The sequence below is a fragment of the Klebsiella sp. HMSC25G12 genome (genome assembly GCF_001807705.1).
Taxonomy (GTDB): Bacteria; Pseudomonadota; Gammaproteobacteria; order Enterobacterales; family Enterobacteriaceae; genus Klebsiella; species Klebsiella variicola.
Window position 1 is genome coordinate 45270 of record NZ_KV789841.1, and the last position, 22607, is coordinate 67876.

The 22607-nt window shown below is 60.9% G+C and carries 13 protein-coding genes; 4 read left to right on the top strand and 9 right to left on the bottom strand.

The features are described from left to right. Positions 1-10 precede the first annotated feature (10 nt). The 3 genes from HMPREF3096_RS06555 to HMPREF3096_RS06565 all read left to right on the top strand — a co-directional run bounded on the left by HMPREF3096_RS06555 (position 11) and on the right by HMPREF3096_RS06565 (position 3642). Positions 11-910: a LysR family transcriptional regulator gene (locus HMPREF3096_RS06555; protein WP_012967098.1), complete on the top strand. Its 900-nt coding sequence runs from the start codon at positions 11-13 to the stop codon at positions 908-910. Positions 911-1016: 106 nt separating this feature from the next. Then, positions 1017-2048: an inner membrane protein YhjD gene (gene yhjD / locus HMPREF3096_RS06560; protein WP_008806925.1), complete on the top strand. Its 1032-nt coding sequence runs from the start codon at positions 1017-1019 to the stop codon at positions 2046-2048. A 271-nt stretch (positions 2049-2319) separates the two neighbouring features. Then, positions 2320-3642: an MFS transporter gene (locus tag HMPREF3096_RS06565; protein WP_012967096.1), complete on the top strand. Its 1323-nt coding sequence runs from the start codon at positions 2320-2322 to the stop codon at positions 3640-3642. A 37-nt stretch (positions 3643-3679) separates the two neighbouring features. On the opposite strand, the gene HMPREF3096_RS06570 is transcribed toward HMPREF3096_RS06565, so the two are convergent. After that, complete coding sequence (locus HMPREF3096_RS06570) at positions 3680-5731, bottom strand: AsmA family protein (RefSeq protein ID WP_032731418.1); 2052 nt, start codon at positions 5729-5731, stop codon at positions 3680-3682. A 194-nt stretch (positions 5732-5925) separates the two neighbouring features. Here HMPREF3096_RS06570 and HMPREF3096_RS06575 point away from each other — a divergent pair, with 194 nt between their 5' ends. Then, on the top strand, positions 5926-6855 hold the full coding sequence (locus HMPREF3096_RS06575) for a 2-dehydro-3-deoxygluconokinase (protein WP_012967094.1): 930 nt from the start codon (positions 5926-5928) through the stop codon (positions 6853-6855). 53 nt (positions 6856-6908) lie between these two features. On the opposite strand, the gene HMPREF3096_RS06580 is transcribed toward HMPREF3096_RS06575, so the two are convergent. From HMPREF3096_RS06580 to bcsQ, 8 genes are all read right to left on the bottom strand, one after another. Then, complete coding sequence (locus HMPREF3096_RS06580) at positions 6909-8411, bottom strand: M16 family metallopeptidase (protein ID WP_008806921.1); 1503 nt, start codon at positions 8409-8411, stop codon at positions 6909-6911. Positions 8412-8631: 220 nt separating this feature from the next. After that, on the bottom strand, positions 8632-9918 hold the full coding sequence (locus HMPREF3096_RS06585) for a dicarboxylate/amino acid:cation symporter (RefSeq protein ID WP_008806920.1): 1287 nt from the start codon (positions 9916-9918) through the stop codon (positions 8632-8634). A gap of 156 nt (positions 9919-10074) precedes the next feature. Next, positions 10075-12081 carry a biofilm formation regulator HmsP gene (gene hmsP, locus HMPREF3096_RS06590; RefSeq protein ID WP_032731420.1) on the bottom strand — a complete coding sequence of 669 codons (2007 nt, stop codon included), beginning with the start codon at positions 12079-12081 and terminating at the stop codon, positions 10075-10077. 243 nt (positions 12082-12324) lie between these two features. Then, a complete protein-coding gene (bcsC, locus tag HMPREF3096_RS06595) occupies positions 12325-15804 on the bottom strand; it encodes a cellulose synthase complex outer membrane protein BcsC (protein WP_064169480.1) in 3480 nt (1159 codons plus the stop codon). Beyond that, positions 15786-16895, bottom strand: coding sequence for a cellulose synthase complex periplasmic endoglucanase BcsZ (gene bcsZ / locus HMPREF3096_RS06600; RefSeq protein WP_023298318.1), 1110 nt, complete (start codon positions 16893-16895; stop codon positions 15786-15788). Before bcsZ ends, bcsC begins: the two co-directional genes overlap by 19 nt. Positions 16896-16898: 3 nt before the next feature. Beyond that, positions 16899-19244 (bottom strand): cellulose biosynthesis cyclic di-GMP-binding regulatory protein BcsB, encoded by a 2346-nt coding sequence (gene bcsB, locus HMPREF3096_RS06605; protein ID WP_008806916.1) that lies wholly within the window; start codon positions 19242-19244, stop codon positions 16899-16901. 10 nt (positions 19245-19254) lie between these two features. Then, positions 19255-21873 (bottom strand): UDP-forming cellulose synthase catalytic subunit, encoded by a 2619-nt coding sequence (bcsA, locus tag HMPREF3096_RS06610; protein ID WP_032731425.1) that lies wholly within the window; start codon positions 21871-21873, stop codon positions 19255-19257. After that, positions 21870-22601, bottom strand: a complete 732-nt coding sequence (gene bcsQ, locus HMPREF3096_RS06615; protein WP_022064695.1) for a cellulose biosynthesis protein BcsQ — start codon at positions 22599-22601, stop codon at positions 21870-21872. The genes bcsA and bcsQ overlap by 4 nt, the downstream gene beginning before the upstream one ends. Positions 22602-22607 lie beyond the last annotated feature (6 nt).

Below are 22607 nucleotides of genomic sequence, written 5' to 3' on the forward strand. Positions count from 1 at the left end.
GGCGATCGGCATGGATAAAATTCATGCAATGCAGTTATTCATTCGCGTAGCGGATCTGGAGAGTTTTTCCCGCGCCGCCGAGACCCTGGCGCTGCCGAAAGGCAGCGTCTCGCGGCAGATTCAGGCCCTGGAAAGCCATCTTGGCGTGCGGCTCCTGCACCGTACCACCCGTCGGGTTCAGCTCACCCAGGATGGGATGGTCTACTACGAGCGGGCGAAGGATCTGCTGAGCAACCTCGACGAACTGGACGGCATGTTCCAGCACGATCCGGCGAGCATCAGCGGCCGGCTGCGGGTGGATATGCCGGTCGGTTTTGCTAAAAAACTGGTGATCCCTCATCTGCCGACTTTTTTACAGCAGTATCCGGGCATCGAACTGGAGCTGAGCAGCAGCGACCGGCTGGTGGACGTGATCCGCGAGGGGTTTGACTGCGTGGTACGCGTCGGCGCGCTCAAAGACTCAGGGCTTATCGCCCGCCCACTGGGCAAGCTGACGCAAATTAACTGCGCCAGCCCGGACTACCTTGCGCGATTTGGCTATCCGCAATCCCTTGAGGATCTGGCGGATCATGCCCTGATCCACTACGCCAGCACCCTCGGGGTCCGTCCCCCCGGCTTTGAGGTGGTGATCGATGGCGCGGTGCGCTGGGTAAAAACCGGCGGCATATTGACAGTCAACAGTACGGAAACCTATCAGGCAGCCTGTATCGCCGGGCTGGGGATCATTCAGGTGCCGCGTACCGGCGTGCGCGAGGCGTTACGCGCCGGCGACCTGACGGAGATCCTGCCCCAGTACCGCGCCGAGCCGCTGCCGGTCTCGCTTATCTACCCCCATCGGCGCAATCTCTCCCGTCGCGTACATCTGTTTATGGAGTGGCTGGGCGGGCTGATGAAAGCGTATGTCGATTGATCCCCGCGGATGGTGAACGGGTGGCGGGTAGGTGCGTTCCTGCAGGATACGCCATTTAAGGTATACTTTTTGCTGAATCTCGCGGTAAAAAAGGAAGAAATCACGTATGACGCCGGAAAACGACGATCGACGCCCACCACAGGAACCGGACACTCAGCCGGAGAAAAACAAAAGCCCCCTCGACGCTCTCAATGACACGGCCGTCGGGCAAAAAGCCAGCCAGGCGCTGAAGACCGTCACCGGAACGGCGGCCAAAGTGCAGCGCAACCCGGTGATCGCCCACTTACTGCGCGCCGCAGAACGTTTCAATGACCGGCTGGGCAATCAGTTCGGCGCGGCCATCACCTACTTCTCGTTCCTGTCGATGATCCCAATCCTGATGGTCTCCTTTGCCGCCGCCGGTTTCGTGCTGGCCTGGCACCCGACCCTGCTGCAGGACATTTTCGACAAGATTCTGCAAAACGTCAGCGACCCGACGCTGGCGGCGACGTTGAAAAACACCATCAACACCGCGGTGCAGCAGCGCACCGCCGTCGGTCTGGTCGGCCTGCTGGTCGCCCTCTATTCCGGTATTAACTGGATGGGCAATTTGCGCGAAGCGATCCGCGCCCAGTCGCGCGACGTCTGGGAGCGCCGGCCGCAGGACGAAGAGAAAATCTGGATAAAATACTTCCGCGATCTTATCTCGCTGATCGGTCTGCTGGTGGCGCTGATTATTACGCTGTCCATCACTTCTGTCGCGGGTTCCGCCCAGCAGTTGATTATCTCCGCGCTGTATCTCGACAACATTGAATGGCTGAAGCCCGCCTGGCGGCTGATCGGCCTCGCCATCTCGATTTTTGCCAACTATCTGCTCTTTTTCTGGATCTTCTGGCGGCTGCCGCGCCATCGTCCGCGGCGCAAAGCCCTGTTTCGCGGCACGCTTATCGCGGCGATTGGCTTTGAAATCATCAAAATCGTCATGACCTGGACGCTGCCGGCGCTGGTGAAATCCCCCTCCGGGGCGGCGTTCGGTTCGGTGCTGGGGCTGATGGCTTTTTTCTATTTCTTTGCCCGCCTGACGCTATTCTGCGCCGCATGGATCGCCACCGCGGAGTATAAAGACGACCGGCGGATGCCTGGCAAAACCCACCGTTAACGCATTGCGAGGATGAATTGAAGAGGCAAAATTCATCCTCGCGCTTTATTTCAGTAGATAAATCCACCCATTAACTTTTATTTAACCAAAAACTGGTTTTATCCTCTATCTTTTTAATTGTGTGAAGCATTTCATAGAACCATTTTTACTGGTGTAAAAATTATCCGCTTTTTGCCTGTTTTTTACCCACTTTCCACGTTTGTTACAGATTGAAATGTCCCTGTGGCTGTGGCTATATGGCTTTTCGTTCGCGCAAAAATAAGAAAGATCTATGCAAGCCACAGCCACCACACTCGAAAACTCGCAGGAAACCGCCCCGGTCAATTCACGCAACAAAGTCGTTGTCGCCTCGCTCATTGGCACCGCCATTGAGTTTTTCGACTTCTACATCTATGCCACTGCCGCGGTCATCGTCTTCCCGCATATCTTTTTCCCGCAGGGCGATGCCGCCGCGGCCACCCTGCAGTCGCTGGCCACCTTCGCCATCGCCTTCGTCGCCCGGCCGATCGGCTCCGCGCTGTTTGGTCACTTTGGCGATCGCGTCGGCCGCAAGGTCACTCTCGTGGCCTCGCTGTTAACCATGGGGATCTCCACCGTGGTGATCGGCCTGCTGCCCGGCTATGAAAGCATTGGCATTGTCGCGCCGATGCTGCTGGCGCTGGCGCGCTTCGGTCAGGGGCTTGGCCTCGGAGGGGAATGGGGCGGCGCAGCGCTGCTGGCAACGGAAAACGCCCCGGCGCGCAAGCGCGCCCTGTACGGCTCCTTCCCGCAGCTGGGCGCGCCGATCGGCTTCTTCTTCGCCAACGGCACCTTCCTGCTGCTCTCCTGGCTGTTAACCGATCAGCAGTTTATGGAGTGGGGCTGGCGCGTGCCGTTTATCTTCTCCGCGGTGCTGGTGATCATCGGTCTGTACGTGCGCGTCTCGCTGCACGAAACGCCGGTCTTCGCCAAAGTGGCAGCGGCGAAAAAACAGGTCAAAATCCCGCTGGGTACCCTGTTGACCAAACACGTCCGCGTGACGGTGCTGGGCACCTTCATCATGCTGGCAACCTATACCCTGTTCTACATCATGACCGTCTACTCGATGACCTTCAGCACCGGCGCCGCGCCGAATGGCCTGGGCCTGCCGCGTAACGAAGTGCTGTGGATGCTGATGATGGCAGTGATTGGCTTCGGCGTGATGGTGCCTGTCGCCGGCCTGCTGGCGGACGCCTTTGGCCGTCGCAAGAGCATGATTGTCATCACCACGATGATTATTTTGTTCGCCCTGTTCGCTTTTAAACCGCTGCTGGGTTCCGGTAACCCGCTGCTGGTCTTCGCCTTCCTGCTGCTGGGCTTAAGCCTGATGGGACTGACTTTTGGCCCGATGGGCGCGCTGCTCCCGGAGCTGTTCCCCACGGAAGTGCGCTACACCGGCGCGTCGTTCTCCTATAACGTGTCGTCGATTCTCGGCGCCTCGGTCGCGCCGTACATTGCCGCCTGGCTGCAGGGCAACTACGGCCTGGCGGCGGTCGGCACCTATCTGGCGGCGATGGCGGCGCTGACGCTGATCGCCCTGCTGCTGACCCACGAGACCCGCCACCAGTCGTTGTGATCCTTCGCCCTGACGCCGCTGGCGTCAGGGCTCTCCCCTACTTTTTCATCTGCGACAAAATGGTCCGGCACTGGTTGCTATCGCCCTCCGCCGGGGAGATCAGCGCCAGCAGCGCGGCAGCCGGCGTCACCAGGGTCGCCAGCGCCGCCGCTACCGCACCGCGGACAATCAGCGGCCCGGCCTTCACTCCCGCCTGCGGCGATTTAAAGGTGCCCCGTACATACAGCGGTGAACGCAGGGTGATCACCCGGAAGCCTTTGCTTTCCGGATCGATGGTCAGGTCCAGCTGCTCGGAGGCGAAGCTGGCGGTTCCGGTCACATTGATCAGCGCGTTTTCCGTATCGAAGGCAAAAATCTGCGGCCGGGCGACGCCGTTGGTCACGTCGATATTGGCCGCCGCACAGTTCACCCGAACTTCCTCATCACCAAAAATCTGGCCGATCAGGTAGTTGCCGACGTTAAGACCGAGAATTTCCATCAGGTTACGACTGATCAGGCCGTCGTTCATCAGCAGTTTCAGGTTGCCATTACTGTTGCCGAGCAGGGCCGCCACCGAGTTGCCGCTGCCGCGCAGCTGAACATCGCCATTCATCTCGCCAAGGGTTTTCTGCATCATCTCGACGTTCGGCATCAGCGCCTTCAGCTTCAGGCGTCGCGCCTGCAGATTGGCCTCACCCTGCAGCGGCTTTTTATCGCCCTGCAAGTGTACGCTGCCGGCAATCGACCCGTTGGCCAGGCCAAAGCGCACCGGCTGCAGGCGCAGGTCGCCATCTTCCAGGATCACATGGGTCGACAGATCGCTGATCGGCAGGGTGCCGCCGTGCTCAATTCTCCGGCCCTTAAAGCGTACATCGGCATCCATCACCTGCCATTTATCGGTTTCAAAACGGTCTGCCGGCAGCACTTTACCCGCCGGCTGCGGTCGGTCGCCCGCCTGGCGCGCAGCACCTTTCTTCGTCCCTTTGCCGGAATCGACGCCGATTAACGGCCCGAGATCCGCCAGCCGCAGCTGCTTCGACTCCATATCGCCGCTGAGTTTCGGCCGCGGTTTGCCGGTGGTATAGGTGAGGGAACCATGAATGTCGCTATCGCCGATCCGACCATTAAAATCCTGGTAGTCAAAACGCATGCGGTTTTTCTGCTTAAAGTCGGCGCGCAGGCGGCCATCGGTAGAGAACGATGGCGTCTCCGGCAGCAGCACACCGGTCAGGTCGTAGAGATCGCGCAGCGAGTCGCCGGCGAATTTCAGCCGCAGGTCAATACCGCCGACGTTGAGCGGGTCGCTGACCGTGCCGCTGAATGCCACCCGGGTGTTGCCGGAGTGGAAGTCGCCCTGCAGCGGGAAAGGCGTGCTTGCGCTGCGCAGGGCCAGCATGCCGCCGATTTTACCGTTACCGGTGACCGGCTGGTCCTTGTAGCGGCCCTTCAGCGACAGGCCAAAGACGTAATCGCCCACTTTCGCCGCGCTATGCCGATCCTTCGTGCCGGTCACTTCGCTGAACGGCAGCGGTTTGCCGAGGGGATCGACAAGGATGGTGATATCGCTGCGGGTGATCTTGTCATCAATGGCGATAGTCCCGCGGTCAAAGAGAATATTATCGAGGCGAAAGGACCAGCTGGAGGGCGCGCTGTCGCCCGACGTACGCTGATCGCCAGCCAGCTGAAAGGTCCAGTTATTATTGTCTTCCGCCAGGCGGATCAGCCGCACGTCGGGCTGTTCCAGCTTGATCCACGGCAGGTACACCGTTTTGCTCAGCAGCGCCAGCGGGGCGAGGGTCGCCTCCACCCGCGGCAGGTGGATCATGGTCACCTGGGGGATGGCCGGCGGGTTGCCCAGCACGATATCTTCCGCGTGCACATGGGGCCACGGGATCCAGCTGCGCCAGCCGCGCTCGTCCGGCTGCCGCTCCCAGACCACGCCGAGATCGCCGCGGATGGCGAACGGGCGGTTAAGTTCGGCGGACACTTTCTGATTGATCGTCGGCTTCAGCCGGTTCCAGTCAAAGGTGGCCAGCACGATAAAGAAGAGAACGATCAGCAACAGTATCGTTCCTGTGATGATAACCAACGTTTTACGGGTTCTGCTCATCCCTACTCCGCTCCTTTTGCATCACGTCAGTCCTGAATATAGTCAAAACGCGGCGTTTATCCTGGAAATGCGCTTTTCGTCACATTACGCGCGTCAGGTCAAAAAAATAATGGAACGATGTTTTAATATGATTGACCAGCAAAACAGCGCAGCGCACACTAGCGCTTATATCGATTCCATTGCAGGTTCTGGCTATGTCTAAAAAAATTGCCGTTATTGGCGAATGCATGATTGAGCTGTCAGAGAAGAACGGGGCCGTTAACCGCGGCTTTGGCGGCGATACCTTAAACACCTCGGTCTATATCGCGCGGCAGACCGATGCCAGCGCACTGAGCGTCCACTATGTCACCGCGCTGGGAACCGATGCGTTCAGCCAGCAGATGCTCGACAGCTGGCAGCAGGAAAACGTCAACACCGATCTTATCCAGCGGATGGCCGACCGCCTGCCGGGGCTGTATTACATTGAAACCGATGACACCGGCGAGCGCACCTTCTACTACTGGCGCAACGAGGCGGCGGCAAAGTTCTGGCTGGAGAGCGATCGCGCGGCGGCGATTTGCGAAGAGCTGGCCACTTTCGACTATCTCTATCTGAGCGGCATCAGTCTCGCCATTCTCAGCCCGGCCAGCCGCGACAAGCTGTTCACGCTGCTGCGTGAGTGCCGCGCCAACGGCGGCAAGGTGATCTTCGACAACAACTATCGTCCACGCCTGTGGGCCAGCCAGGCGGAGACGCAGCAGGTCTATCAGGAGATGCTTGCCTGCACCGATATCGCGTTTCTGACGCTCGATGATGAAGACGCGCTGTGGGGGGAAAAACCGGTTGCTGAGGTGATCGCCCGCACGCATGCCGCCGGCGTGGAAGAGGTGGTGGTGAAGCGCGGGGCGGATGCCTGCCTGGTCTCGGTTAGCGGGCAACCGCTACAGGAAGTGCCGGCTGTCAGGCTGGCCAAAGAGAAGGTGGTGGATACCACCGCCGCCGGAGACTCCTTCAGCGCCGGCTACCTGGCCGTTCGCCTGACCGGCGGCGATGCTGAATCCGCCGCCAAACGCGGACACCTGACCGCCAGCACGGTGATCCAGTATCGCGGGGCGATCATCCCGCGGGAAGCGATGCCGCAGTAATTCTCCGCAGGAAGCGCTCTCCGGCCGCCGCTGGCGCGCCGGAGAGGCGTTAGTTACTGCCCTGGCGGGATGTCGCTGGCCTCGCTGTGGGCGTCAACTGTATCAGCGCTGCCGCTGACCGCCGCGGCCGCCGGATTCGGCGCCATCAGTTTTTCCCACGTGGCCTGCAGCTCCTTCATGTTGTATTCCGGTTCGCCTTTCGGCTGCTGTAGCACCAGCGCCATATCCTGGGACAGCTGCTGACGCAGGTACTGGTTCAGCATGTCTACCGTCAGGGAGTTGAGGAACTCCTGGCGCAGCTTCTGATACTGCTCCGGCGCGATATCCACCACCTGATTCTGCAGGGAGCGCATGCGCTGGCTCATCAGAATATCGGTGTCAGTGCGCGCATAGGTGGCAAACAGCCTCTGCAGCTCGAGGCTTTTCTGGGCGATAAGCGCGTCAAACTCCTCCTGCGGCAGGCCGTTGTCCCGCACTTTCGCCAGCTCGCGCGAGACCACGCTCAGGTTGTTGTTCAGACGCTCGCCCGGCGATTCGATGTTGATCGCGCACTGCGCGCGCTGATAGAGCACCCGGCAGTCAAAGCCAAGACCAATATCCTTCACGTTATTTTTGCTCAGGCTCTGCTGCACGTGCCAGAACAGCGCTTCGCGGGCGAGGTCGTCGCGCCAGTAGCGCTGCAGCGCCGCGGAGTCGCGGATTGGCTGCCAGGGCGCATCCCACATGATGGACAGTTTGTCCTGACGCACCGCGCTGGTCATGATGCTGACCGGCACGGTAGGCAGTGGCGATAAGGTCGGCACCGCCGCGGGCGTTTCCCGCTTGCCCTTCAGATCGCCGAAGGTTTTGCTGATTTGCTCAGCGACGCTGCGGCTGTCGACGTTACCGACCACAATCAGCGTCATGGCGTCGGGGGTGTACCATTTATGATAAAAGTCTTTCAGCTGCGCCACGTCTATCGGCTGCTTCAGCGGCGCGGCAGGATCATGGCCCAGCATGGTGGACCCTTTCAGGCGGTAGCGCCACCAGCCCTCTTTGGTATCCAGCGGCCACGTCGCCACCATGTCGCTGCCCTGCAGCGCATGATTGATCGATTCAGGCGTAATGGTCAGCTTACCGCTGGCGTCCGCCAGCCAGCTCAGCGCCTCTTTCAGCAGATCGTTGCGGTTATTGGGCAGACTGAGATTAAACATTGTGTAATCGTAGGAGACGATGGCCGGCGGCAGAGGACGCTTCGGGTCAATACTCTGCTGCCATAAAGAGCGCGCCTGCATCGTCGGCAGGCTGCCGCTTTGCGTCAACGCCAGGCGAGGAACAAAGCGGCTGAAACCACTCTGCTGAGTGCTTTCGCTCAGCGAGCCAATATTCACGGACAGACGGACTTCAATACGGTCGCTGGGACGCTGCGGCGTGGCCAGCACCTGCCACGTCAAACCATTCGCTAAGGTCCCTTGTTGCCAGGCCGGATCAGGCTGGAGCGCTTCTGCCTGCACATAACCGGCCGCCGCTACCATCAGCAAACCGCCCGTTAAGAGTTTAATTGTTGTGCCCTGCATGTGAACCCCTGATGAACATTCCTGGTTACAACAGCACCCCACTGACGGGCTGCCGAAAAAAAGTGAGAGTGAAATACGTCGGTTAGACCACACGGAGACGAAAATGTCGCATGACAACGCAAAATAATCATTTCGTGTCATTTCCGCCAAGCGGAAATGACCTCTAATTATGCGCAGGAGCCCGTACTCCAGCAAGGGAGTACGGGCCTAAGAGGAGGATTTAAGAGGATAATTCGTGCGATTTGTTCGCTGGAACACGGTTATTCAGAACATCATCCATCTGTTTGGCATCGAGTTCTTTGACCCATTTAGCCACCACCACCGTAGCGACGCCGTTACCCACCAGGTTGGTCAGCGCACGGGCTTCGGACATAAAGCGGTCGATACCGAGGATCAGCGCCAGGCCCGCCACCGGCAAATGCCCGACGGCGGAGATGGTCGCCGCCAGCACGATGAAGCCGCTGCCGGTCACCCCCGCCGCCCCTTTCGAGGAGAGCAGCAGCACCACCAGCAGGGTGATCTGATGGAAAATATCCATATGGCTGTTGGTCGCCTGGGCGATAAAGACCGCGGCCATCGTCAGGTAGATGGAGGTGCCATCGAGGTTGAACGAATAGCCGGTCGGGATCACGAGGCCCACCACCGATTTGCGGCAGCCCAGCTTCTCCATCTTGTCGAGCATTCTCGGCAGCGCTGATTCTGACGAGGAGGTTCCCAGCACAATCAGCAGCTCCTCACGGATATAGCGGATAAATTTGAAGATGCTGAAGCCGGTAGCCCGGGCGATACTCCCCAGCACCACCACCACGAACAGAATACAGGTGATGTAGAAGCAGATGATCAGCTGCCCCAACTGCACCAGGGTGCCGACGCCATATTTACCGATGGTAAAGGCCATGGCCCCGAAGGCGCCAATCGGCGCCAGGCGCATGATCATATTGATGATGCCGAAGATAACCTGGGAGAAGCTTTCAATGACGTTGAAAATCAGCTGGCCCTTGCTGCCCAGACGGTGCAGGGCAAAACCAAACAGGACGGCGAACAGCAGCACCTGCAGAATGTTGCCGCTGGCGAAGGCGCCAATGACGCTGCCCGGGATCACATCCAGTAAAAAGGCCACCACCCCCTGGTCTTTCGCCTGCTCAGCGTACACCGCCACCGCTTTCGCATCGAGCGTTGACGGGTCGACGTTCATCCCGGCGCCAGGCTGCACCACGTTGACGATAATCAGACCGATAATCAGCGCGATGGTGCTGACCACTTCGAAATAGAGCAGCGCCACCGCCCCGGTACGGCCGACGGCTTTCATGCTTTCCATCCCGGCGATCCCCGTCACGACGGTACAGAAGATAACCGGAGCAATCACCATTTTAATCAGCTTAACGAAGGCGTCGCCGAAGGGTTTCATTTGCGCGCCCAGTTCCGGGTAAAAATGGCCCAGCAGAATACCGATCGCTATGGCCGTCAGAACCTGGACATAGAGGCTTTTAAAGATAGAGGTTTTCATAGGGTGTCCTTTGGGAATAACCACAGAGCAAGAAGGGATATTTGACGTCTGTGGCTTAAAAATAACACCCTGGAAACATTTCAGAAATAACTAACGCCGAAAGTGCAACGCAATTGTTAAAATCTTTGAGCTGACTCGCACAAGTCAACAAAACATTTACAAATTTTCATCCTCACGAACCGGGGAGAGATAGCGCGCGCTGAATGCCTCCAGCGGCAAAGCGCAACCGAACAGATGGCCCTGGAGCACCTCGACGCCCGCGGCTTGCAACCAGCGGTACTGGGCGTCGTTCTCCACCCCTTCCGCCACGATACGCAGCGACAGGCCGCGCGCGAGCTGGATCATCGCCGGCACCATGCTGACATCCTCCGGCAGCATATCGATGAATACTTTATCGATTTTCAGAATATCCACCGGCAGAGCTTTCATCTGCTGCAGCTGGTGCAACCCGGCATAACCCATGCCAAAATCATCCAGCGCAATCTGTACCCCGGCCTCGCGCAGCGGTCGCAACCGCGCCATCACATCCTGCGGATCGTCCATCCGGCAGCTCTCCGTCACCTCGAGGATGAGGGTGCCAGGGGCGATACGGTAGCGGGCGATCAGCTTTAGCATCTCCTCGCCACGGTCGTGTTCCAGCAGCTGGAGCAGGGAAACATTGACCGACAGCGGCAGCATAATCCCCTGGCTTTGCCAGGCCGCCAGCTGGCGGCAGGCCTCTTCCATCACCCAGTAGCCGACCGGGATAATCAGCCCGCAGGACTCAATGCGCTCAATCAGCGACGGTGGTAGCGACCAGCTGCCATCCGCCTGCCGCTGGCGCAGCAGTACTTCGGCGCCGCAGATCTCGCCGCTGGCGCAGGCCACCTGCGGCTGCAGCCAGATAGCGAACTGCTGGTTGTCGAGGGCGGTCATAATGTCGTGCTCTTCCATCAGACGGCGCTGAGCCTTTTCCATCTGCTCGGGATCGAAGAACTCAATCTGGTTTTTGCCTTTACGTCGTGCGGTGACGGCAGCCGACACCGCGCGCCGGTAAAACTGCTCGGCGCTGAGCCCGGCGTGGAACATGGCGATCCCGACGCTGGCGTAGGGCCGCAGCTGCAGCCCATGCAGCGGCAAACGCTCATTAATAATAGTGAGCACTTGCTTACTTAACGTCACCGCCTGCCACGGTTCGGCAAGGCCATCGGCGAGAATCGCGAAGTCATACCCGCTCACCTGAGCCAGCACCATCTGCGGCGGGATCGCGGCCCGCAGCTTCTCCACCAGCGTCAGGAGCAGCATTTCGCGCTGACTCTCCTTGAGGACCCCGGCGGCGTCCTGCAGGGTTTCACAGGCGACGACGATCAGCGCGGCGCTCTGCGGGCGGGCCACCGTCTGCTCCAGCATCGCCAGCAAAAAGGCTTTATTCGGCAGCTCGGAGACCGGGAAGCGGGTCGACTGGATGGACAGCTCATCATGCTGGCGGACCAGGCTCTGCTGGTTGCGGTTATAGCTGCGCACCAGCATACCGATCTCGTCGTCATGGTGCAGGCGCGGGAGGGTCAGCTGATGGCCAAGACGCTCCTGCTGGGAGAGATCGTTCAGCTCGCGGGCGATACGCCGCAGAGGGCGAACCATCAGCCGGTTGATGCACCAGGTGAGCGCCACCGTCAGCATCAGCACCAGAAGTAAGTAAGCAGTCACTAACGTAGCAAGGGCGCTCATGACGAATTTATACATGCGATAGGAGTCGGCCTGCAGCACCAGATAGGCCAGCGGCTGCGGGTTGGCCGGCCGCTCCAGCGAATAAATGGGCAGCGAAATCTGCACCGGCAGCTCAAACAGCCGGGTGACGGTTACCGGCACCGGCCGCTCGGGGATAAATCGCATCCGCAGCGCCTGGAACTGGTTCGGCAACACCACATCCGCCCGGCTGACGATGCCAGCAGGCTGGATACGGCTTAAAATGGCTTCCGCTTCCGGAATATCGGCTTTCAGAATAGCCGCAGACAGCGGTTCGCGAACGGATCGCGCGATACTTTCTAACTGCGTGGCCGTGGTAAAGCGACTCTGTTGCACAAAGTGAAACAGCAAAATAGTGCAAAAAACCAATACAAAGGCCATGGACACGCTCGCGACCATCGCCATCTGTTTGATTGTAAGTGAACGGCTGACGCGCAACGGTGTTCTCCACTGATACTGAATGCATACCCGGTATCAATCCTTCAATGCCGGTCGTTTCAGGCTGATTATATACTCAAATCCTTCGCCCACGCCCGCGAGGGATGAAGTGACGGGATATTTCCGCGCGGTGGCGCAGACGCCGGGGAAATCGCCCCGGCGGCCGACGGTGGGCAATGCCTCACGAGTATACGCGAAGCGCGTCGTGGAGTGGCGCTCTGTGACGTAATTCAGCCTATTCTGCTACCAGTCGGCGTAGGGCACCAGCGGCTGGGGCGGCATATCCAGATCCCCCTGCCAGCCGGCCGCCGAGTAGCGGACGTAAAGCAGCGCATGGCTCGGGGTGTAATCCTTCGCCTGCTGAATATCGACCGCGGCGCCGACGAACCAGTTGCTGGTCACCCGCCGCTCCACCAGCGCTCTGGCGGTGTAACCGAATCCCTGACTGCTGCTCCCCTCCTCCGTCAGCTCGCTAGCGCGCTGGCGGTAGTCGGACGGGATCAGGTTCAGCAGCGGATAACGGGCTTGCGTCTGGGTGCGCGAATGGGACCATGACACCGACCCGCCGAGCTCCCAGGACCAGTTCTCGGTACGCTGACGCCAGGTCACCGGCACGGCGAATGAGAGATACTCCTGCGGGCTGTAATAGCCGCCCTGGCCGAGGGTGTAACCGCTGAGATCTTTGTCGTAGTGCCAGATCATATTGTTGAGGCCGACGGTGACGCGACGATTATTCTCGTTGATGACCTTGTAGTAGTACCCGGTCATCCAGCGCACGCGCCAGTTATCCGCCACGTTTTTACCGGTCAGCGAATCGGCCCCCAGCGAGGACCAGATGCCGTGCGCTTCGCCCCGGTCATAACTGAGGCTCAGGCCGCCGCCGTCGGCGCGGACGCCGCCCCAGGTGGTGCCGGTATGGCTGCTGCTGTCTTTCTGCCCGCCAAAGGAGAGCAGCGAGCTGGAGATAGGCCGCCGGTGGACGTTGACCGTGTACCCCACCGGCCCGACGTCGCTGCTGTAGCTCAGCCCCCCCACCACATCGACGACATTGAAGCCCATCGGGGTGGTGCCGATATCCCCGCTCCAGGTGTCATTCTTCCAGCCGACCGCCACGCTGGCCCCGCTGTCGGTCTGATTTTTACTGCCGCTGGTACAGGCGATCTCCCCGCAGGTGCCCCAGCTGGGCGAGTAGCTCCCGTCGCTGTGGGTGGAAAAGCTGCCGGCATCCATATTGACCAGGTCGGTGCGGAAGAACATCCGGCCATCCGCCAGCGGAGCATCCACCTGCAGCATGGTGGTATGCGCCTTCAGGTCGGAATAGCCGCCGGTGCCGCTGGAACCCCAGAAGTCATGTTCCAGGGTGACGTTCAGATCCTGCTGACGATAAAGGTCGGCGGCATCGCTGCGGATCCCACGCTTCAGCCAGTCATCATGGCTGTCGTTGCGCGTCAGCCGCGTAAAAGTATCGTTATCCTGCGGCTGCGCGGGGGTAATGCCGGAGGCCACCATCGCCTCCCGGTAGTGCGTCAGCGCCTGCTGCGGCGCCCCGGTCTGGGTGGCAAAGCGCGCGGCATCGCGCAGCACCAACGCGCTCTCCATCGAGGGCGGCTGCGCCTTCGCCTGCGGCACAATCTGGTTAAAAATCTGTTGGGCATCAGCGGTATCGCCAAGGCCGGCTCGCGCCAGCGCGACCCGACGCTGCATATTCATGGATTCGGTCTCTGCGCCTTTCAACTGCATGACCTGCGCCCGGGCGGCCTGTTTATCGCCCTCGGCCAGGTAGACTTCCGCAAGGCCGAGGCGCGCATCGCCATTGTCGGCCTCCTGGCGCAGCACCCGCTGATAGTCGGCAATCGCCGTCTGGCTGTCGCCGCGCTGCTGCGCCCAGTCGGCCAGCGTCAGGTCATAGCGCACCGAGGCGGGCTGCTGTTGGATAAGGGCGATCGCCTGCGCTTCGTTACCGCTGTCGCGCAGCTGGTTGGCCTGGCGCAGCACCCGGTCGCTTTGCAAACGCGCTTCGAGCTCACGAATATTATCCGTCCACGCGCTGCGCGGCAGAGCGGCGATTTGCGCCAGGGCCAGATCGTCCTGGTCGTTTCCCGACAGGTAGAGCCCCGAGGCGTAGACCCGTTCAGCATCCTGCGGCTGGCGGTTGACCATCGCCCGCATCAGCGCGTCGGCCTCCTGGCGTTCACCGGCGCTAACCAGATCGCGCGCCAGACGGTAGGTTATCCACACGCTGTCCGGATCCAGCGCCAGGCGCCGACGCTGGACTTCCGCCGCCTGCGCCCAGTTGCCCTGACTTTCCAGGGCCTGCGCCTGTTTCTCCAGCCGGTCGTTGGTCAGACTGCGCTCAATATCATCGATGCTCCGCCGCTGAGCGGGAGGGAGGCCGGCGATCCAGGCGCTGGCTTTCTCCGGCGATTCGGCGCGATAGAGGTTGGCCAGACCGCGCACCGCCAGATCATTACCGCGATCCAGGCGCAACGCCTGCTGGTAATAGCGCTCCGCCGCTGCCGACTCTTTGCGCGCCGCCGCGACGTCCCCCAATCCCAGCACGGCATAACTGTCGGTGCGATCGACCCGCTGCGCCTGGGCATAATAGTGCTGCGCCTGCGAAAGCTGGCCGGCTTTCAGGGCGTTATCCCCCTGCTTGATCAGTAGCCAGTAACGGTTGGTTTGCAGCAGGCTGTCCCATTTGCCGCGGTTCGGGCTGTCGGGGTCCATGGCAATCGCTTTATTGAGCTGCGCCACTGCCCGCGCGCGATCGCCGCGCTGGGAATAGGCCTGGCCGAGGGCGCCCACCGCATCGCTGTCGCGGCTGTCGGCCTGAACGGCTTTCTGCAGATCCGCGACCGCCTGCGAGGCATTCCCGGACTTGACCGCCGCCAGCCCTTCCGAGCGGGCGCGGAAGGTCGGATCCTGCAGCTGCGCCTGCTGCTGGTCGAGCAGAACGCGGGCGTTCGCCGCCACCGAGCCGGTGGGAAACTGCAGGAGAAATTGCTGCAACGCCTGCACGCTGGCCTTGCTCACCGGCATGCTTTTCACTTCACTGAACCACATGTCGGCGGCGATGCCGCGTCCTGAGGCCGAGCGGGCCATCTCCGCCAGATAGGCAAACCCTTCCTGCGGTTTGTTATCGGCAAACATCTGCTTCGCCAGCGAAGTCAGCAGGCTGACGTTGCCCGGCGCGCTGGCGTTCAGTTTTTTCAACTGGCTGACGCCTTCGCTATGGCGAGCGGGCAGGCGCGCCACCAGCGTCCAGTATTCAATGGCGACGTCAACGTCATCCGGCACCCCGCCGTACAGTTTTTCATAGGCGGCGATGGCTTCATCGACCTTCCCGGCCACGCCCAGCAGTCGCGCCTGCTGCAGCGCCTGCCGGCCCTCGCCGGTGTTGCTTTTCATCTCATTGCGCGACGCCTTCAGCTCCGGGGAGTCCGGCGCCAGCTTTGTCAGTCGTTCCAGCTCTTTTTGCGCCCCGGCGGCATCCCCCTGACGCAGCAGGTAGCGCATCCGCGCGGCAATCAGATCCGGGTTGTTGGGATCAATCAGCTCCAGGCGGTACAGCGACTGGCGCACCAGGTCTTCACGATTACTGGCCTCGCCAAGGCGGACCTGCTCCAGCAGATGCTCCTGGGCAGGCGTCGTCGCCGCCTGCGCTAACGGCAGCAGCGCCACGCCGAGGGACAGCGTGAGTAAACTTAGTGAGAGCTTGCGCATTCCTGGTTCCAGTCAGGTTGTAATTCGCCACCCGCAGTGAAACGAAAACGGTGTTGATCCCAACCCTGGCCGAACAGCGTCAGAACTGCGCTGTAGTAGGCATCCGCGCCGGGATAGTTATCGGCGACGCGCTGGCGTTGCACCGACCGGGCCTCGTCGTCCTGTAAAAACGGTAGCATCACCGCGGAGAAGCCCACGGGCCCCTGGCCGCTGGTTTTGCCGGTGGCGATATTCACTTTCTCCGGCGGTACCCCCTGCTCCGTGGTCTGCGCCGCCATCGGCGCGAAGCGTTGCAGCAGTCGCGCTTTCTGCTTATCGCCATCATGGAGCATGCCCACCCACAGGTAGACGCGAATCGCGTCATAGCTACCGATCAGCGGTTTCTCGGTTTTCAGCTGCCAGCCTTTCCCTTTCTCATAACGCACCCAGTCCGGCGTAAAGCCTTTCGGCGCGGTTTCCAGCAGCAGGCGCAGGTTACTGTCGCGCAGGGCAGGCCACGGCGCGCCAAAACGCACAAAGTAGGTGGCCAGCTGCGGCGGAAGATAGCTGGGGTTAAACCGCCAGCCGCTGTCATCGGCAAAACCGACTTTTCCCGGCAGCAGCATCGTGCCAAGACCGGGCACCGCCACCGTCTCTTCCTCGACAATCCGCGCCAGCAGTGCTTTGCCGGTCTCGGTGTACTGCGGCTGCTGCCACAGGCGGCCCGCCTCCAGCAGCGCCCAGGCTATCCACAGATCCGAGTCGGAGGCCGAGTTGCTGTCCAGCAACGTCCACTGCTCATCGTCCTTTTTGCCCCACAGCCAGCCCGGCAGATGTTGCCGCAGGTCGCCTTCCGCCAGGTTGTTCTGCGTCCAGGTCAGCAGTTTGTCGAACCCCGCGCGATCGTTGGCGGCCAGGGCGAAAAACAGGCCATAGCTCTGTCCTTCCGAGGTGGAGATTTTGCGCGCATCGCTGGGGTCAATCACCCGTCCCTCAGGGCTGACGTACGCTTTTTTAAACTGCTCCCAGGCGGGCCACTGGCAGGCGGCGCTCACCGGGCCCGCCGCCAGCAGCAGCGCGGAGAGCACCGCGCCACAAAGTACTTTCATCATGGTTTATTCATCATCCAGGCTAAGACGGCGGCGACTGATGATGCGCAGCATGCGCCACAGCACCCACGCCAGCAGCACAATACTGATAGCGGCGAAGATCGCCAGCAGTATCGGGTGGTTAGAGAGCGCGAACCAGATGCGCTCGAACCAGGGCAGATGACCCACGTAGTAGATATCCCCTACCCGCAGACTGTTGACGCCGGACTCGCGGATCACCGCTACCGAGCCAAACATTGCTGCCCGCTTACCGCTGTCGTTGAGGGCGTTGGTCAGCAGTTCATTACCGCGCGGGCTGTCGGCCAGCAGGGCCACCACGCTGCGCTGATCGTTATACGGCGACTGGAAGCCAATCACCGCCGCCATCGGCCCGGAAGAGGTAATGTCGGTGCGGGTATTGGGCGTGCGGGCATCGTCATCGGGATAAATGCTCGCCAGGTCATAGTGGCGCATCGGCATTTTCACCCAGCTTTTGGTCGCCTCGACCAGCAGGTTGATTTTGGTGTCGTCCTTGAGGGACGACGGGATCGCGCCGATCAGCAGCAGATCCGCATCTTTGTTCTTGATCTGGTTGCCATCGTCGGTCATCTGCAGATTAATCGCCGCCAGACCGGTCTGCGAACCGATACCGCCCAGCGCCTGCAGCAGCGTCGCCACCTGGCCCTGGGTCGGCGCTTTCGGCACCACCACCAGCGTGTCGGAGAGGTCGGCCATACGGCTGTAAGGGAAGCCCGCATTGGCGAAGACGCGCAGGTCCGGCAGGGCGATAAAGTGATAATACTTCGAGAAGTCGATGGTCGAATCGTCGCCAATCACCACATGGTTCTGCACCGGCTGGAAGGTAATACAGTTGTCGATGGAGCCGCCCGGCATCGGGTTCATGTACTGGAAGTCAAAGCGCAGCTGGTTGACCGCCCCGAGACGCAGCGCGGGGATGGTGACCTCTGATTTGCCGTCCAGCAGCCCCTGCAGCACCGGCAGGCGCAGGATCAGTTTGTTCACGTCCTGAGCGCTGTTCAGGCTGAACGACTGCAGGAACTGGTCGTTGAGGCTGATATCCATCCGCGAACTGTCCTTCACCGGCGGCATGGTGTAGCGATATTTCAGATCCATATCGATGCCGTTGGCCCGCAGCAGATAGAGATCCGGCGGCAGATTAAGCGCCACGGTGATGGCATCCGGCACCAGCCCGCTGGACTGCAGCTGTTGCTCATAGGTTTTCAGCTCAGCGAAGGTGACCGAGCGGTCGGTGCGCACCCAGTTCGGTGCGTCGTAAGGCTGACGCGGCTGCAGGGTTTTGATGCCGTCCACGGTGACGCTGCTGCCGCGGAACAGAATATTGCCCTGGGCAATCCCCTTCGCTGCCAGCAGCAGGTCGTTATCATCGCGGCCGAAAATTACCAGCAGCTTGACGTAAGGATCGTTCGGGTTGTCGATCATTTCGATGGTCGGCGCCTTGACCGGCGGATGATCGCGCAGGAAGTCCGGGCGCTTGTCGTTGGTGGCGAAGACAATGGCGTTACGATCCGGCAGTTCGTTGAAATAGACCGGGAACTGCTGGCCGCGCCAGCCGGCCTTGCTGCCGAACCAGGAGGCGACAATCGCCGCCGCCTGCTGCTGGGCCACCGCTGGCGAGCCCGGGAAAATCATCGGTAGCGTCAGCGGGCGGTTATCGCGCGGATCGTAGAACGGCACCGGGAAGTGTGACAGATCGTTATGCACCTTCAGCGACTGGTAGGTGAGATCCAGATAGCTTTCGCGCCCGACGTCCAGCCACAGCGTGCTGCTGGCGGGGTTTTCGCAGACATCGCGGTAGTGACCGACAAACTCCAGCCGTACGCGGTTGAAGTCGGTGATGTACAGCGGGTCAATCGGCAACTGCGCGCGGATCTTTTTCCCCAGCTGCTCTTTGGTCACGGGCAGGACGCCCATCAGCTCATCGTTGAGATAGACTTTCAGCTGCGACTGCACGGGCAGCAGCGAAGGCGATGGGGTGTATTCCAGGTTGAGCAGCGCGTTGGCGACCAGCTCATCGCTGCGCATGCCGAATTCGACCGACGCGTCAGGCCGTGAGCCGCGCAGCACGATGCTGCCGGGCGGCGGCGCGATGGTGGCAAAAGTCAGCTTCACCTCCCGCTGCGGGACGTTCTCGGCCACCGCCGCCGGGGCGGTCGGTTCGGCAAGGGCCGCCGTTGGCTCGCCCACCACGATCGGCGCGCCCGGGGTCGCTACCTGCGGCTGAACGCCAGGGGCGGCGTTCGCCACGACGGCCGGCGCCGCATAAGAGGCCAGCGGATACCAGCTGCACATGCCCACCGCTACTGCACACATCCAGGAAAGTTTTCTTTTCATCGCATTATCATCATTGTTGAGCCATTGCCGGGTCTGCGGAGAGCGTCGGCGCGGCGCGTTCAGGGCGTCGGGGTACAAACGACACTATCCAGGCCACCAGCGAAGTGAGCGCGCGGAAAACCACCTTCACCGACGGCGGCGAAAACTCCGCCAGGTGACGATAGCCACGGAAGCCCAGCTTGAGGATATCCAGCAGGCTTTCCATCGGCTTGTCTTCCGGGAAGCTATCCTGCCAAAGCGCCCACGTATCAGCGCGGGCAAACGTACACTGCACAAAATCGATATGCTGTTGGTTGGTCAACGGCAGTAGCTGGAGCCCCACCTCGCTGCCGTTGACCCGCGCGACCCTTACCGGGAAGGCATATTCCTGCTGTCCTCGTTTGAGCAACAGCCGGGCGTTCTGGCCTTCCAGCACCTGCGCGTCGCCGTGAATTTTGATCCCCAGCCCGCCGTCGGAATAGTCGTGAACCGTGCAGGAGAACAGATGGCCATCTTCGCGGGCAATCGCCGCCGGCATGCTCATTTCGACACGATGCGAACGGCGAACCTGCTTGCTTTCGACCGAGACCGCCACCGCGCCGCCAAGAATAATCAGGTTGTAGAACACCCAGACAATACTCACCCAGACGGTGAGAATTTCGTTTTCCGGGCCATACATAAATCGCCAGATCCCCACCGCGACGCCGACCAGATTGAGCAGTACAAGGTAGATATAGGGCCGGGAGATCACCCAGTCGACATACTCTTCTTCCACCAGCCCGCCCTTCGCGGTGACGTTGAACTTACCTTTATGCGGGTTAATCAGCGCCACAAAGGTGGGCGGCGCGATATACCAGGCCAGCACCGTCTCGTAGATTTCACTCCAGAACGAATGGCGGTATTTGCCCTGAATCTTCGAGTTGGTCAGGCTGGCGTGGATCATGTGCGGCAGCACGAACAGCGCGATCATCAGCGCGGGCGCATAAATGATATAGGCATGGAGCAGCAAAAAGGCCAGCGGCGCCGTGAGGAAGATGAGGCGCGGAATACCGGAGAGGAAGTGGAGCATGGCGTTGGCGTAGCAGACGCGCTGCGCCAGCTTCAGGCCTTTGCCAAACAGCGGGTTATCGAGCCGGAAAATCTGCACCATCCCGCGCGCCCAGCGGATGCGCTGGCCGATATGCGCGGACAAACTCTCCGTCGCCAGCCCCGCCGCCTGCGGGATCCGCATATAGGCTGAGGTGTGTCCCCGCCGGTGCAGACGCAGAGAGGTATGGGCATCTTCGGTTACCGTTTCGACGGCTATCCCGCCAATCTCATCCAGCGGGCCGCGACGGATAACGGCACAGGAGCCGCAGAAGAAGGTGGCGTCCCACATGTCGTTCCCGTCCTGCACCAGGCCGTAGAACAACGTCCCTTCGTTCGGCGTTTTGCGAAAGCGGCCAAGGTTGCGCTCAAAGGGATCGGGCGAGAAGAAGTGGTGCGGGGTCTGCATCATCGCCAGCTCTTTCTCTTTCAGGAACCAGCCCATGGTCATCTGCAGAAACGAGCGCGTTGGCACATGGTCGCAGTCAAAGATCGAGACGAACTCCCCTTTAGCGTATCTCAGCGCATTGTTGATGTTACCGGCCTTGGCGTGCTCGTGGCTGGTACGGGCGATATAGTGCACCCCGACATCTTTGGCAAACTGGCGAAACGCTTCCCGTCCACCATCGTCGAGGATCCAGATGTTCAGCTTGTCCTTCGGCCAGTCGATGCCCTGCGAGGCGTAAATGGTGTTTTTCACCACGTTGAGATCTTCGTTGTAGGTAGGGACGAAGATGTCCACGGTTGGCCACAGATCCATATCCTCCGGCAGCGGCACCGGCTGGCGGTTCAGCGGCCAGACCACCTGGAAGTAGCCCAGTACCAGCACCACCCAGGCGTAGGTCTCTGCGAACAGCAGAATGATCCCGCACACCAGGCTTACCGGGTCGTTCCAGTTCAGCGTCGAGGTGTAGCGCCACCAGATATAGCGGCACGACACCGTCAGCGACAGCACGATAAGCATCAGCGCCGAGAAACGCCCCGGGATGCGCCGCACCAGCAGCGCCACGCCCCACAGCAGCATCAGGAAGATAAACTGCGACAGCGGGTTAAAGGGCTGCGTAATACACATTAGCGCCAGCACCAGCGAGCAGAAGGTCACCCCCCCAAGGATTACCCGGCGCAGCTTTGGATTAAGGTGCGCCAGCTCTTTCTGTTTATCCAGATGGCCGGTGCGGGCGTTCACCTGTTCAGGCAGTTTCTCCAGCCATTGCGTATAGCGACCGTGCACCCCTTCCAGAGCCGCCAGCGAGCGCCAGTTGACCTTTTTTTCCGGCTCCGGCACGCGCGTCGCCAGCAACCACAGGGATTGCAGCAGGTAGCGCAGCGGATCCAGCGGACGCGGGCGATGCGGATTAATATGGGGAAAATAGGTTTCATGGTGGGCCAGAATCGCCTGCCAGCGCGGCGTCTCCAGCGGCATCAGCGCCCAGACCAGCGACGCCCACAGACAGCCAAGCGACGCCGAAAGCCAGGAGGCCCCGTGCTGCCGATAGTCGTCATAGCGCGCGCGCAGCCGTTCCCCCACCGGCGGAGCCAGCAGCAGCGTGCTGAGGCGGATCATGCCGGCCTCCCGCCGGAATAGTGGATCAGGCACCAGTTCGCCAGGGTCAGCACCTCTTCCGCCGCCAGGGAGTCCTGACGATACTCCCCGAGAGGTTGTTTCGCCGCCAGGCACTCGGCCATCGCCTCGTCGCGGTGAATCGTCACCGGCAGGATGCGCGGCTGGCTCTCCAGCCACAGCTGGTAGAGATCTTCCTGTAGCTGGCTGCCGACCCGCAGATCGTTAATCAGAATGTCGCTGTTGGCCGGGAGGGGCTGCTGGTGTAGACGGATATGGCTATTGGCGTCGGGATGAACCACCACCAGTGTGCGATCGCACAGCGTCAGCAGCTCGCGGGTTAATGGCGAATAACCGTTCGGCAGATCCAGCAGCAGCCAGCGGTACTGGCTCTGCAGCTGCTGCACAGCCTCCGCCATCGCCCCCAGCGCGGGCTGCAGCTGGTCAGCATTTTCTCTTTCGCCGGCGCTGAGCTGGCCAAACGGCAGCAGATCGATATGTTGCGTATAGCGCAGACCCGCGTCGCGCCAGTCCCGGCCGTCGAGCAGCGCCCGCGCCCAGCCGTCCTGATGATGGACATCGGTATTGAAAAAAAAGCGCAGCATATTATCCGGGCTGGCGTCGATCGCCAGCACCGTTTCACCGAGCAATTGCAGCGCCCAGGCGAGTGCAGCCGTAATGGACGTGACGCCAGTCCCCCCGCGCACGCCCTGTAATCCCAGAATAGCCATCTCCGG

Bases quoted from the DNA above. Each gene is read 5' to 3' on its own strand.
- HMPREF3096_RS06555 (WP_012967098.1), top strand. From the start codon at position 11: ATGGATAAAATTCATGCAATGCAGTTATTCATTCGCGTAGCGGATCTG.
- yhjD (WP_008806925.1), top strand. From the start codon at position 1,017: ATGACGCCGGAAAACGACGATCGACGCCCACCACAGGAACCGGACACT.
- HMPREF3096_RS06565 (WP_012967096.1), top strand. From the start codon at position 2,320: ATGCAAGCCACAGCCACCACACTCGAAAACTCGCAGGAAACCGCCCCG.
- HMPREF3096_RS06570 (WP_032731418.1), bottom strand. From the start codon at position 5,731: ATGAGCAGAACCCGTAAAACGTTGGTTATCATCACAGGAACGATACTG.
- HMPREF3096_RS06575 (WP_012967094.1), top strand. From the start codon at position 5,926: ATGTCTAAAAAAATTGCCGTTATTGGCGAATGCATGATTGAGCTGTCA.
- HMPREF3096_RS06580 (WP_008806921.1), bottom strand. From the start codon at position 8,411: ATGCAGGGCACAACAATTAAACTCTTAACGGGCGGTTTGCTGATGGTA.
- HMPREF3096_RS06585 (WP_008806920.1), bottom strand. From the start codon at position 9,918: ATGAAAACCTCTATCTTTAAAAGCCTCTATGTCCAGGTTCTGACGGCC.
- bcsC (WP_064169480.1), bottom strand. From the start codon at position 15,804: ATGCGCAAGCTCTCACTAAGTTTACTCACGCTGTCCCTCGGCGTGGCG.
- bcsZ (WP_023298318.1), bottom strand. From the start codon at position 16,895: ATGATGAAAGTACTTTGTGGCGCGGTGCTCTCCGCGCTGCTGCTGGCG.
- bcsB (WP_008806916.1), bottom strand. From the start codon at position 19,244: ATGAAAAGAAAACTTTCCTGGATGTGTGCAGTAGCGGTGGGCATGTGC.
- bcsA (WP_032731425.1), bottom strand. From the start codon at position 21,873: ATGATCCGCCTCAGCACGCTGCTGCTGGCTCCGCCGGTGGGGGAACGG.
- bcsQ (WP_022064695.1), bottom strand. From the start codon at position 22,601: ATGGCTATTCTGGGATTACAGGGCGTGCGCGGGGGGACTGGCGTCACG.